10 protein-coding genes are annotated in these 13,769 nt (G+C 45.6%); 6 read left to right on the top strand and 4 right to left on the bottom strand.

The genetic code is table 11. The features are described from left to right. Nucleotides 1-3: 3 nt before the first annotated feature. The 3 genes from LT679_RS17755 to LT679_RS17745 form a co-directional block, all read right to left on the bottom strand. Nucleotides 4-711, bottom strand: coding sequence for an ABC transporter ATP-binding protein (locus tag LT679_RS17755; protein ID WP_232179014.1), 708 nt, complete (start codon nucleotides 709-711; stop codon nucleotides 4-6). Nucleotides 712-714: 3 nt separating this feature from the next. Beyond that, a complete protein-coding gene (locus LT679_RS17750; protein WP_232179013.1) occupies nucleotides 715-2,193 on the bottom strand; it encodes a DUF5687 family protein in 1,479 nt (492 codons plus the stop codon). Between the two features lie 132 nt (nucleotides 2,194-2,325). Next, on the bottom strand, nucleotides 2,326-3,606 hold the full coding sequence (locus tag LT679_RS17745) for a replication-associated recombination protein A (RefSeq protein ID WP_232179012.1): 1,281 nt from the start codon (nucleotides 3,604-3,606) through the stop codon (nucleotides 2,326-2,328). Nucleotides 3,607-3,811: 205 nt separating this feature from the next. Here LT679_RS17745 and LT679_RS17740 point away from each other — a divergent pair, with 205 nt between their 5' ends. Together LT679_RS17740 and LT679_RS17735 are read left to right on the top strand one after the other, a co-directional pair. Beyond that, the gene (locus LT679_RS17740; protein ID WP_232179011.1) at nucleotides 3,812-4,450 is read left to right on the top strand and encodes a hypothetical protein; all 639 of its coding nucleotides are present in this window, start codon (nucleotides 3,812-3,814) and stop codon (nucleotides 4,448-4,450) included. Continuing rightward, the gene (locus LT679_RS17735; protein ID WP_232179010.1) at nucleotides 4,447-5,079 is read left to right on the top strand and encodes a DNA-3-methyladenine glycosylase family protein; all 633 of its coding nucleotides are present in this window, start codon (nucleotides 4,447-4,449) and stop codon (nucleotides 5,077-5,079) included. The genes LT679_RS17740 and LT679_RS17735 overlap by 4 nt, the downstream gene beginning before the upstream one ends. Nucleotides 5,080-5,779: 700 nt before the next feature. Here the strand turns inward: LT679_RS17735 and cphA are convergent. After that, a complete protein-coding gene (gene cphA / locus LT679_RS17730) occupies nucleotides 5,780-8,410 on the bottom strand; it encodes a cyanophycin synthetase (RefSeq protein ID WP_232179009.1) in 2,631 nt (876 codons plus the stop codon). Between the two features lie 153 nt (nucleotides 8,411-8,563). Between cphA and LT679_RS17725 the strand changes: the two genes are divergently transcribed. From LT679_RS17725 to LT679_RS17710, 4 genes are all read left to right on the top strand, one after another. Continuing rightward, entirely contained in the window at nucleotides 8,564-9,484 is a 921-nt protein-coding gene (locus LT679_RS17725; RefSeq protein ID WP_232179008.1) for a cyanophycinase, read from the top strand. A 352-nt stretch (nucleotides 9,485-9,836) separates the two neighbouring features. Further along, the gene (locus LT679_RS17720; protein WP_232179007.1) at nucleotides 9,837-10,679 is read left to right on the top strand and encodes an isoaspartyl peptidase/L-asparaginase; all 843 of its coding nucleotides are present in this window, start codon (nucleotides 9,837-9,839) and stop codon (nucleotides 10,677-10,679) included. Nucleotides 10,680-10,760: 81 nt separating this feature from the next. Beyond that, on the top strand, nucleotides 10,761-11,384 hold the full coding sequence (locus tag LT679_RS17715; protein ID WP_232179006.1) for a hypothetical protein: 624 nt from the start codon (nucleotides 10,761-10,763) through the stop codon (nucleotides 11,382-11,384). 192 nt (nucleotides 11,385-11,576) lie between these two features. Beyond that, nucleotides 11,577-13,706: a carboxy terminal-processing peptidase gene (locus LT679_RS17710; protein ID WP_232179005.1), complete on the top strand. Its 2,130-nt coding sequence runs from the start codon at nucleotides 11,577-11,579 to the stop codon at nucleotides 13,704-13,706. Nucleotides 13,707-13,769 lie beyond the last annotated feature (63 nt).

Below are 13,769 nucleotides of genomic sequence, written 5' to 3'. Positions count from 1 at the left end.
CGTTTATAAACTTTGGCCCACCGCGAAATAGTCTTCCAGTTCAGCCAGGGTTGACGAACTGGTGGCGATGTCTTTTATAACAACGCCCTTTTCCATCAAAATAATACGGTCGCTTACGTCCGTAATGTGGTTTAGGTCATGGCTTGATACAATGGTGGTAACCCCACGCTGGCTGCCCAGTTCTTTCAAAATATTTTTCAGCCTGATTTGTGTAGATGGGTCAATATTCGCAAAGGGTTCGTCCAGCATCAGCAACTCCGGTTTTTGCAGCAGGCAAGCGGCAATACCTACTTTTGCCTGGTTACCTTTGGATAGATCGCGGATGTATTTACCGCGTTTCAGTATCTCGCCGTTAAAAAACTCCGCAAGCGTGGTCAAAAAATCGTCAACGTGCGCCTTGGTCTGCCCGTGCAGGCCGCCAATAAAGTATAGGTATTCTTCAGGCGTCAGGTAATCAATCAAAAAGCCTTCATCAAGGTAAGCGGCGGTATAGTTCTTCCAGTTTTCGTGCCCCGCAACAGGCTCTCCTTTTGATAGGATCTCACCCTTATCTGCACGGATCAGATCAAGCACCATGCGGAACAGCGTGGTTTTGCCAGCGCCGTTATTGCCTACCAGGCCAATGCTCTCGCCTGCCTTAATTTCAAGATGAGGTACATTTACAACGGCCTTGCCGGCATATACCTTTACAATATCTTTTACTTCAATCATGATTTATTTTGCTCTGAAGCCTTCGGCTATTTGGAATTTCTTTTCTATAAAGTCCTGTTCCAGTTTTTTAATCCAGAACGGGCGTAATGCGATACATATAACACCAACGGCAGCAAGCACTGCCAATGCTACATCGCTATTCACAAAGTATTTTAGCGGTGCATAAAGTACAAACGGCGTTACCAGTAACGGAATAGATACCAGCAGTTGCGTAGCGCCAACGCCTTCCCAGTTAAAGGACGCACCCTTACTCAGGTCAATACGCCTGTGGTTGCGGTTGGCAAAGTATAATATAATGGTGGTATTTACACCAAGGTTCCACAGGTACATTACAAAGTGGATCAACACAACACGCCAGCCAAAATATATGTATGGTATGGTAAGGATAAATGCCACGGTAGATACTCCTGTAAACAGCAGGTATTTAGCCTTTAAAAAATCGGTAAATTTAACCTTGCTCACCAGTATACCATCAAAGTGCGAGGCCTGCCAGCTGAACATGAACTGGCCGTAGTTAATGATGAAAATACCCGTCATGAACATGCCAACGAATACCTTGAACGATTCATTGTTTTTGAACGCCGGGTTAGGATAGAAGAACAAGCCATACAGCATGAAGAACAAACCCATAATGAGCGCCGAACGAGGGCGTTTATTGCGAAAGATCAACTTAACTTCATTAGCTACCAGGTCGCCTACGCTGCCAAAGCGGTTAAGTATCGGGTAGTCTGTGCTGTTTTTATAGGATGATGCCTTGTTGGAGTTTAAATCCTCAAGGTAAAGGTTAGCTTTTAGGAACAAAAAGTTGATATAAAACATCGCCGCCGCCAAAGCAACCGGTATCAGCGCCAGCGCCGGTGTTGTCATCAACCTGCCAAAAAAGCTGTATGAAATATCTTTAATGGAATAAATATGCCACAGAAAATCACCCAGGTTAATGAGGATAAGCACTGCCGATACGGCCAGAAATATCCAGCCGTTTAAGTTGGATTTGCGTTTGATATAAAGTGCCAGGTAATTATTAAATACCATGAATCCGGTTATGGCTACAAAAAAAGCCAAGGCGGCAACCCCACTATCAGGCGCGATAACCTTGAATATAAAAAATGAAAACAGCAGGTATGGCCAAAGGTTAAAAAACGATAGCATGGATACCGCCGATAAATACTTAACCACGGTATTGCGCTTTACCGGCAGATGCAGATAAGGTTGGACTTTTAGGGTGGGTAGCTCCTGCAGTTGCAGCCTCAACAATAAATCAAATAAGTAATAGAGTAGCAGGATGCCGCAAAAGGGTGCCAATACATCCTGATTTTTGTAAATCTCCTCAAGTACTTTGTCGAGTGCGAAGCCTATGAGCAGGATACATACTAACAAATAAAGTATTAACAGGCCCATTACTACCCTTACCGCGATATTTTTACCGGTATTCTTGGCCCGCCAAAACGATTTTAATTCGTGGCTGATGAAAGTTGAGGTCATTGCGTTAACAGAGGTTTTGATTAAGATTATAAAACTACCCCATTGTTACAACGGCATCAGTTTTTGCCATGCAAGGCAAGGCCGTGCAGCAATAGGGGAATTGGCTGTAAAATAGTAAAAATTACGTAATGGTTAATATTTGTAGCGATCGCCCCAAAGTTTTTTCAGTTTTTCCCTAATCTCGTTTTCCTTAGCATTTACGCCCGGCTGGTAAATTTTGCGCCCCTTGATAGCTTCCGGCAAAAAGTCCAGATCGGCAAAATTTCCCTCGTAGTTATGCGCGTACTTGTAGTTTTTGCCATAGCCGATGTTCTTCATCAGCTTGGTAGGCGCATTGCGCAGGTGCAAGGGCACAGGCAGGTCGCCGGTTTGCTTAACCAGGGCTATGGCCTCGCCAATGGCTGTAGTGGCCGAGTTACTTTTTGGTGACGTAGCCAGGTAAATGGCCGTTTGCGAGAGAATCAGTTGCGACTCAGGCATGCCGATCTTATTTACCGCCTCAAAGCAGCTTTGCGCCAGCAGCAGGGCGTTGGGGTTGGCATTGCCAATATCCTCTGATGCCAGGATGAGCATACGCCGGGCGATGAATAGCGGGTCCTCACCCCCAACAATCATGCGGGCCAGCCAGTACACGGCGCCATTGGGGTCGCTGCCACGCATGGATTTAATGAATGCCGAAATGATATCATAATGTTGCTCACCGGCCTTATCATACAACGCCATGTTTTGCTGCACGTGTTCAAGCACTACGTCATTATCCAGCTCGATATGGTCACCGTCAAACGCATTAATCAGCAGCTCAAAAATGTTCAGCAGTTTGCGGGCATCACCACCGCTCAGGCGCAGCAGTGCTTCATGTTCCTTTATGGTGATGTGTTTTTCTTTCAGCACCACATCTTCTTGCATGGCTTTTTCAAGCAGGTTCACCAGGTCGGCCTCGGCCAGATGCTGCAAAATATATACCTGGCATCGTGATAGCAACGCCGAGATTACCTCGAATGAGGGATTTTCGGTAGTCGCGCCTATCAGCGTAACTATTCCACGCTCCACGGCGCCCAGCAGTGAGTCCTGCTGCGATTTAGAGAAACGGTGTATCTCATCAATAAACAGTACCGGCAGTATTTCGCCCTGCTCTTTTAATAATGATGCCTTTTCGATCACCTCGCGCACATCCTTAACGCCGGAATTAATGGCGCTCAAGGAAAAGAACGGGCGGTACAGCGATTGCGAAATGATGTAAGCCAGCGTGGTTTTACCCACCCCCGGCGGCCCCCAGAATATCATGGATGGCAGCGAACCGCTCTCGATAGCCTTGCGCAGCACAGCACCGGGACCAACCAAATGTTTTTGGCCCACATAATCATCCAAAGTTGCCGGGCGCATACGCTCGGCCAGCGGCGGCAGATTGTTCATACCGTAAAAATCAGAAAACTATGGAGTATATCCTAAAAAAGTTAGTAATATTACATTGATCCTTCGACAGGCTCAGGATGACAGGATAGTTGGATAGGTATAAACTGTTTTGTCATGGTGAGCTTGTCGAACCATTAAGAAAGCGAATTTAGAAAGTTATAATATGTATCGAATTAGCTGTTTGGTTGTATTTGTTATGTTGCTAATGGCATGCAAAAGCAAACGTGATATTACAGGTTTATATAATTTAAAAGGATCAAGCTACGACATCATTAAATTAAACTCTGATTCTACTTTTCAGTTTGAAAAATTCAATCTGAATAATTTTGACCTTGAAACATTTCAACCTAAAAAAGAACGAGAACCACATCGTTTTGCAGCTTCCGGAGTTTGGAGTAGAATAGGTACGGATTCAATACTACTAAATAGTGTAAATACTATAACTGACACTTCGTATTATTGGACTGTAATTAAGCAGCCAAATAGCACCGGTAATTTTAAGTTTACTTTTAAATCATTGAGTGGTGTTAATGTTGGCATTTTTCAAATTTCAAGAGATCCGGACTTCAAAAACTTTATCGCTACACGATTTCACGGAGGCTTTGAATCTTTTGAAATGGAGCCGGAAAGATTTGATACATTGTATTTTAATGATGGTAATCAAAGTTTATTATATCCTATTTGGCGTTTTGTTAAAGGGAGTAATTTACCGGCTCATTATGTCATGACGCTGAAACCGCCTCATGTTAATAGCTATTTTAAAAGTAAGGTTGTTCCTATTAAAAACAATAAAATAGAATTCAGCAAGGACTCAGTTTACAAGAAATTTACCCCATCCCGATGAACACCTTCGACCGATCAAACTTTCATGCCCTTTGCGATGAGCTTGCCGGTAAGGATGCTGACCTGAAAATGGTGATCGATACATACGGTTATCCGCCCATGTGGAGCCGGCCAAACACGTTTGAAACGCTGGTGCATATCATCCTGGAACAGCAGGTGTCGTTAGCCTCGGCTTTGTCTGCCTTAAATAAATTGCGTGAGCGTATTCAGGAAATCACGCCGTCGCGGTTATTGCTGTTAACAGATGAAGAGCTGAAAGCCTGTTATTTTAGTCGCCAAAAAACCATATATGTACGTTATCTGGCCGAAGCCATGTTAACCGGCGAGATCAACCTGAAGCATATTGCCACAATGCCCGATGATGCCGTGCGCAACTGCCTTACCACGCTTAAAGGTATCGGCAACTGGACGGTGGATGTTTACCTGATGTTTGTTTTGCACCGCGCGGATGTATTTCCATCCGGCGACCTGGCCGCGGTAAACGCCCTGAAGCGTATTAAGCAACTCCCGCCGGAAACTACAAAAGAGGCTGTTGCCCTGATAGCCGAACAATGGAAGCCCTATCGCACTGTTGCCACCATGATGCTATGGCATTGGTATCTGTCGTGCCCAAAGAAAGCAAGAGGATAACCACCAAACTACTTGCAAGGAAGGTTGATAAAGCATCTTCACTACCTGTCCTAAATTTCTTTTGAGCGATCAAAAGAAACAAAAATCGCCGGCTACGTCCTGCCCGGTGAAAGGTTTTGCTTTGGCGCAGCTTGTGCTACTCCGGGCATTCCTGATGCCGGTTGCTAAGGTTATCGCGAGACTGTGCTTTTGCATAGGTAAGATATTTTAAAAAACGCGTAGTCCTGCCGGAAAACCGGGCAGGGAGTATGGCCTGTGCGGCTGAAGGTTTTTTCCGGCTTGACTTTTGGTTACTTTGTGTCTAAGACAAAGTAACTGGACCCTGCGCCCAAGAGCAGACTAACGATAATAATTGCATTGGCTTTATCTCAGTGTAAAGCTCGTAAAAGCACAGTTCACTACTGCCAACTATTTAATTATTTGAAAAGCATTGCAATCACCTGCTACCCGAAAATTAAGAGGCCGGACGGTGTGATTATATCAGTTACTTCAATGACCGTCGGCTACCGGGGGATTAGTGTAAACAGGGTGTGCTTTTGCTTTCTAAACAAATTTGTCATTCCGAACGAGGTACGGGGAGTAATCTGCCGCCTTGCTATGAACGCGGTTAGATTTCTCGCTATCGCCCGAAATGACAAACAAACTAAAACCCGTCATAGCGAATCATAATGAAGCAATGACTCGTTTACTAACGGAGATATCACCCGTTGATCGATTGATCCCTCTCCTTTTCCTGGAAGCGCTGAACGATACCTATCGCTCCTTCAACTGCATCGCTTAGCACGGTGATGAACGAGCCGGGTTGGGCAAGGCTTATCACATGCTCAATCGATTCAACCGGTTTGTGGGTAATGATCTCGTATGTTATTTCAGGTTTTACTTCCAGCATACCCTCAATCATCAGCCCGGTGATGTTCTCTTTGGTTCGGCCACGTAGGTGATGTTCCTGTCTTAGCACTATATGGTCAAACATGGAGGCGGCAATGCGGCCAAGTTCACGCATATCTTCATCGCGACGGTCACCGGTACCGGCAATCAGGCCAATTTTATGCGGAGAGTCTATTTGTGATAAAAACTCGCGCACGCCGTTGTACCCGTCAGGATTGTGCGCGAAGTCAACCATAAAGCGGAAATCCTTAAAATCGAAAATATTCATCCGCCCCGGTGTTTGTATGGCTGATGGTATAAAGGTACTTAGCGATATGCGTATGTCCTCCGTTTTAAAGCCCCATAAAAACGTAGCTAAAGTGGCCGCCATCACGTTATCAATCATAAACGGCACAGTGCCGCCAAAGGTTAGCGGGATGGCAATGGTGCGTTCAACCCGTATCTTCCAGTCGCCTTTTATTATGGTGATAAAGCCATTCTCGTGTACGCAGGCAATTCCGCCGCGTTTACAATGCTCTTTAATTACCGGATTATGCTCGCTGCGGCTAAAGTAGGCGATGTTGCAGTCAGCCCTTTTACCAATGCGTACACAATAAGGGTTATCGGCATTTAATACACCCCAGCCATCCTTTTTAACCGAATTGATCACCACGCTTTTAACGCGGGTCAAATCGTCCAGGTCGTGAATGTCTGATATACCGAGGTGGTCTTCCTGTATGTTGGTAATTACACCGATATCACACCGTGTAAAGCCCAGGCCCGACCTTAGTATACCGCCACGCGCGGTTTCCAGCACAGCAAAGTCGACCGTAGGGTCTTTCAATATAAATTCGGTGCTCACCGGGCCGGTGGTATCGCCTTTTACCAAAAGGGTATTTTGTACATAGATACCGTCGCTGGTGGTGTAACCAACACGCCGGCGGTTATTTTTAACAATGTGGGCAATCAGGCGTGTAGTAGTTGTTTTACCGTTGGTGCCGGTAACCGCTATAATAGGTATACGTGCTGATTTTCCCTGCGGATAAAGCATGTCCAGCACATGCCCTGCAACATTACGCGGCAAGCCCTCGCTTGGGGCGACGTGCATCCTGAAACCAGGCGCGGCATTAACTTCCAATACCACGCCGCCGGTGTTAGGCAGCGGCTCGGTGAGGTTTTCGGCCATTATATCTATACCGCAAATATCCAGGCCGATGATCTTGCTGATGCGCTCGGCATAAAAAACGTTTTGCGGGTGTACATGGTCGGTAACATCAATGGATGTGCCGCCGGTGCTCAAATTGGCGGTCGATTTCAGGAAAACCTGTTCGCCATCAGCAGGTACAGTATCTAAGGTATAGTTCTTTTTCTCGAGCAGGTCGAGCGTGTCGCGGTCAACGGTAATTTCGGTGAGAACATTTTCGTGCCCGTAGCCTCGGCGCGGGTCGCTGTTTTCCTTATCAATAAGTTGTTGTATGGTTAATGTGCCATCCCCTTTAACATGAGCCGGTACACGCAGCGCGGCAGCTACCATTTTATTATCAATAACCAGCACCCGGAAATCGTACCCGGTTACATAACGCTCCACAATTACCCTGCGCGATATCTTTGCCGCGTGCTCATAAGCCGCAATAGCATCCTCACGTGTTTTAATATTGGTGCTGATGCCCCGGCCATGATTGCCATTCAGCGGTTTAAACACCAGCGGAAAACCCACCTGGCTGATCACTTTATCCACCTCATCTGCCGAGGCAATGGTCATGCCCTTTGCAACGGGAATGGCCTGTTCCTGCAACAAGCGCTTGGTTTCCTCTTTATTGCTGGCAATATCAACGGCGATGCTGCTGGTATGCTCGGTCATGGTAGCGCGTATTCGTACCTGGTTTTTGCCATAGCCCAACTGCACCAACGATTGGTTGTTGAGCCTGATCCACGGTATATCCCGGCTTATGGCTTCCTCAACAATGGAGCCAGTGCTTGGCCCCAGGCGGGTTTGCTCGCGTATTTCGCGCATTTTCTGAATGTCGGTTTCCAGGTTGTATTCCCGGCTTTCAATCAATGCCTCGGCAATACGCACGGCGGCTTCGGCGGCGTAGATGCCAACCTTTTCTTCAACATAATTAAATACTACATTATAAACACCGGCGGTTTTAGTTTGCCGGGTGCGGCCAAACCCGGTATACATACCGGCCAAAGTTTGTATCTCCAGGGCGATGTGCTCAATTACATGGCCCATCCAGGTGCCGGCAATTACGCGCTCAAAAAAACCACCCGGTACGCCGGGCGAGCAGCGGTGATTATACATAGAGGGTAAAAGCGCTTTTATGCGCTCATAAAAGCCATCTATGGCGTTGGTAGGGCGGTGTTCCATGTCTTCCAGATCGAGCCGCATTTGTATAAGTTTTTTTCGGCTGATGCTCCAGATGTTCGGACCGCGTAACACCTGTATATTTTCTATTTTCATGGATGATTTTCGAGGCTGATTGTTTTGTGCTAAATCTACTGAAACGTATCAACGCTGTAAAGTTTTTAATGTTTATCAGTGTATTAATTTTAATTTAAAGCGTTGATTTAGGGCTATTTTATCTTACTTTGTGTAAAAACGGAGGTAAAAGGCATGGATGTCCCGAAAGGAAAGTTAATCATAATAGGCGGAGCAGTTGATATGGGCAGTAACGTTAGCGCCCAGGAACATATTTTGCAACCTGATTATATCAAGTTTTTTGAAAAGGGCATTCTGCGCAGAATTATTACCGAGTCGGCCAAACACGAGGGCTCAAGGGTAGAGGTAATCACCACGGCCTCACAAATACCGGAACTGGTTGGCGAGGAGTATATCAAATCATTCAACCAGCTTAATGTGGAGCATGTAAATGTACTGCACATTAAAAGTCGTGAAGATGCGGCGAACGAGGAGTATCTCGACCGTATACGCAAGGCCGATGTAGTGATGTTTAGCGGTGGCGACCAGCTTAGGCTTACCGCTATTTTTGGCGGCACCCAGTTTTTGCAAATATTAAAGCAACGCTACCAAAAGGAGCACTTTGTTATAGCCGGAACGTCCGCCGGTGCCGCAGCGGCATCTACACACATGATCTACCGTGGGCAAAGTAATGAGGCCCTGGTAAAGGGTGAGGTGCAGATAACCGCGGGTTTAGGTTTTATTGACGGGGTTATTGTTGATACGCACTTTGTGCAGCGTGGCCGCATCGGGCGTTTATTTTACGCGGTAGCCAGCAACCCCGGCATACTGGGTATAGGTTTGGGTGAAGACGCAGGCCTGCTGATAACAGAAGGCAATGTTATGGAAGCCATCGGCTCCGGACTGATTATACTGGTGGACGGCAAAAGTATTGTAGAGACAAATATTTACGATGTGGAGATAGGAAGCCCGGTATCTATCGAAAACCTGAAGGTGCACGTAATGTCTATTTTTGATAAATACGAGTTACACCAGCACCGAATGGTGATTAAAAAAGCAGTAAAGTTAGAGGAAGGTGTATTTTTAACAGTGCCTGATACTAATGACTTGCAATAGAATGGTGAGGGGTGAATGGTGAGAGTGAGTAAGTAGGGATGAGAAATGACATCCTGAGCTTGTCGAAGGATTGAACGTGAGGCTTGTCACTTTTTGGTGGTTCGACAGGCCCACCATGACAGGCTGGATGTGCAGATGCGAAAACACGCAGATGTGCAAATAAATACGTGAATTATGCGTGTCATCCTGAGCTTGTCGAAGGATTGAACGTGAAGCCTGTCACTTTTTTAGTGGTTCGACAGGCTCACCATGGCAAGCGGTGTCATACCAATCATAAACCATATATTTTTGCGTTAATACCTGAATGAAATGTGAGCAATTCATTCAATTAGTAAACCTCAGTTAACAACAAATGAAATTGATCGTTCACGGTGGGTTCTTCAGCGAATCACAAACTAACCAGGAGGTTAAGCAGGCCAAACAGGCTGCCTTGCGGGATATTGTACAGGCTGGTTACAAATACCTGGAAACCCATAACGCTTTAGAAACTGCTGTGTATACCGTGCGTTTGTTAGAAGATTGTGAGCTTTTTAACGCGGGCACGGGCTCACAGATCCAAAGCGATGGTAAGATACGCCTCAGTGCTTCGCTGATGGATGGCAAAACGCAGCGTTTTTCAGGTGTTATTAATATTGAGGATGTTAAAAACCCGATTTGTATAGCCGAGAAACTGATGGCGTATGACGACCGCGTGCTCAGCGGCAAAGGCGCGCTTGATTTTGCCCGCGAAAACGGTTTTAAATACCATAACCCCGAAATACCCCAACGCCGTAAGGAATACGAGAAGAAACTGAGCGACTCTATTCGTCTGGGTACCGTAGGCTGCGTGGCACTTGATATTTACGGCGACATCGCGGCAGCAACATCCACCGGAGGTAAGGGTTTTGAAATACCCGGCCGGGTGAGTGATTCGGCCACGGCAGCGGGCAATTATGCCAATGCTTTTGCAGGGGTATCGTGCACCGGTGTGGGCGAGGATATTGTGAGCGGCGCCATTGCGGCTAAAATTGTTACCCGCGTTACCGATGGGTTTACGCTCCATGCAGCGTCAGACAAAACCCTGGACGAGTTAAAGCCGTATAACGGGTTCGCAGGTATAATAGCCATTGCTGCCAATGGCGATATTTACCACGATGATACCCACCCCTATATGGTTTGGGCCCTGCATGATGGTGAAGTTGAAGTGTTTGAGTAACAGGCGCAAGCTATTGTTTATCTGCTAATTAGTTTTATATTTGATAGTTTAAACCATTGTAAATCCGCTACAAAGCAGTACATGAAGTATTTTTTATTTCTTTTTTTATGTTTTACCGGTCTTTCTGCCTCGGCGCAGTGGTGGCGTATCGGCCCGTTAAAACATAAACGCTACCCGCAGATAGCACCTGTTAAAAATTATGTTTTCAATAAAAACTATATACTCGGTTCGTCGCAGGTAAAACCGGTGCCCATTAAGCCGGTTAAATTGCGCAGCTATTACGACCTTACCCAGGCCGAAAACCGCTTTATGAAAAGCGCTCAGCATAATATGCGCTTTCGCGAGTATAATATCGCCAGCTATAACTTCAGCGATCTGGCGAAGGTTTATATGGAGCTCAACCGCCTGTCAGAAGCCAAATGGTTTCTCTTACAAAGCAACCGAATATCCCGTTTACAGAATGACGACCGGCACACTTTTTTAAACCTGATTTCGCTGGCATCAGTGAAGATTGACATGGGCGATGTTAGCCTGGCCCGCGAAGACCTGATTGAGGCGCGTGGCATAGCCAACGCACGTGGCTGGCGCAATGAGTCGGCAGAAGTTGACAAAAAGATACAATCCATAAAAAATGTAAGTAACTCGGCACCCAAAGCCGAACTTAAATATGCCGATATGCCCGCGGCAGAAACCAAATCAAAATAAATTAAGCTTTTTGTAACAAAAGGGTAATTTCAGGCATCAATTACAATAGAAATCAAACAATATCGTATTATTGTTATTCAATAGTTTACGAGACAGGACAGCCCGGATGGCTGTCTTTTTTTACATTATTAATTTACAAAGGCACAAGTATTGATGTTGGTTATAAACCCCGACCTAAAAACGGTAAAAGATATGTTTAAGAAATTATATGCTGTGTTGGTTATCGGCGCTGCGCTCTCTTGCCAGGCTTCTCCATCAAAACCTACAAAAGTACCCGGCTCAAATGATCTGCAGCCTGATGAGCAGCAATCCATTGTGTTACAAAACGTAACCGAGATGGTTACCAAATACAACTATAAAAAGATCGATCTGAACGATTCAATCTCCGGGGTGATATTTGACCGTTACATAAAAGCGCTTGACGGTAACCACAATTACCTGCTGGAGTCGGATGTTAAGGAATTTGAAAAATTCAGGCTGATGCTTGATGATGATATGAAAGCCGGTAACCTGGCTAACGTGTTTTATATATTCAACGTTTACCAAAAGCGTTATAACGACCGCATTAACTACTCAATCAAAAAGATCAACGATAATTTTGATTACACTACCAACGAAACTTTTACTTACGACCGTGAAAAACTACCGTGGGTTAGCTCGGCACAGGAACTGGATAAGTTATGGACAGGCCGTGTAAAGTATGATCTGCTTAACCTTAAACTGGCCAATAAGGATATGGCCAAAAACAAGGAGACGCTTCGCAAGCGCTACCAAAACCTGCTTTCACAGTCGAACAAGCTGTCAAATGCGGATGTATTCCAGATATTTATGGATTCATTCACGGAGTCGGTAGACCCGCACACCAATTACTTTACGCCATCAAACGCTGCTAATTTTAATATTGAAATGTCGCGTTCGGTACAGGGTATAGGTGCTTCACTGCAGTCAGAAAATGAGTATGTAACTATAAAAACCATTGTTCCGGGCGGCCCGGCTGATAAAAGCAAGCAAATAAGCGTTGACGACCGTATTGTTGGCATAGCTCAAGGCAAAACAGGCGAGTTTCAAAATATTATCGGCTGGCGGATAGAGAATGCCATAGCTATCATCCGTGGCACGAAAGGTACTGTTGTACGTTTGGAGATTTTACCTGCAGGCGCAACCGCGGGCAGCAAACCTAAGGTGGTTGAAATGGTGCGCGAAAAGATCATCCTGAAAGATCAGTCGGCTAAAAAAGAGATTAAAACATATAATCAAAACGGTAAAAACTTCAAGATCGGTATCATCTCCATCCCGGCATTTTACCTTGATTTTGATGACTACCGTTCAGGCAACCCGAACTACAAAAGTACAACCCGTGATGTTAAGCTGATACTGGACAGCCTGAAGCAAGCCAAGGTTGACGGTGTGGTTATTGACCTTCGCCAAAATGGCGGCGGCTCGTTAACCGAAGCTATTGAGCTTACCGGTTTGTTTATTAAAGATGGTCCGGTAGTACAGGTTAAAGATGCCCGTAACCAGATTGAGGTTGATAAAGACGAAGATCCGGATATTGCTTATAGCGGCCCGCTACTGGTAGCTGTTGACCGCTTCAGCGCCTCAGCTTCTGAGATTTTTGCCGGCGCCATTCAGGATTACGGCCGTGGTATTATTGCGGGTACGCAAACCTACGGTAAGGGTACTGTACAAAGCGCTATCAACCTGGATAAAGTGATCACTACCACCTTGAGCGAAAAAATATCATCACTTGTAGGTAAAACAAAAACGGTAGGTACCGGCAGCCAGAATAAATTCGGTCAGCTAAACCTTACCGTAGCTAAGTTTTACCGTATAAGCGGCGGCTCAACCCAGCATAAAGGTGTAATGCCTGATATCAGCTTCCCTTCTATCATTCCGTTAGATAAATATGGCGAGGATACTGAGCCTTCAGCATTGCCCTATGACGTAATTGCGAAAAGCCAGTACAGCAAGGTTGGCGACTTTGCTACGGTATTACCTCAGCTAAAAAAACAACATGAGCAACGCATGGCACAAAGCGCAAGCTATAAGTACCTGCTTGAAGATATTGCTGAGTTTAAAAAGACAGAAGCTGAAACCAGCGTTACCCTGAACGAGCAAAAGCTTAAAAAGGAACGCGATGCCGACGAGCAACGCAACTTTGAACGCGCCAACCAGCGCCGTGTAGCTATGGGCTTACCGGCACTTAAAAAGGGACAAACCAAGCCGCGTAATGAAGACCTGGACTTTGTAAAAGTGGAAGCCGGCCAGATATTGATTGACTATATCAATACAGATAATAAGCTTACTACTGTTTTTAAATAAAATGTAGCTAAATTACTGGTTAACAGCCCGCACCATAAACAAGTGCGGGCTGTTTGCGTTTGT

This window comes from Mucilaginibacter roseus, assembly GCF_021215455.1.
Lineage (GTDB): Bacteria > Bacteroidota > Bacteroidia > Sphingobacteriales > Sphingobacteriaceae > Mucilaginibacter > Mucilaginibacter roseus.
Note: the sequence above shows the minus strand (reverse complement) of the source record. Positions and strands in the feature narration are given on the sequence as shown.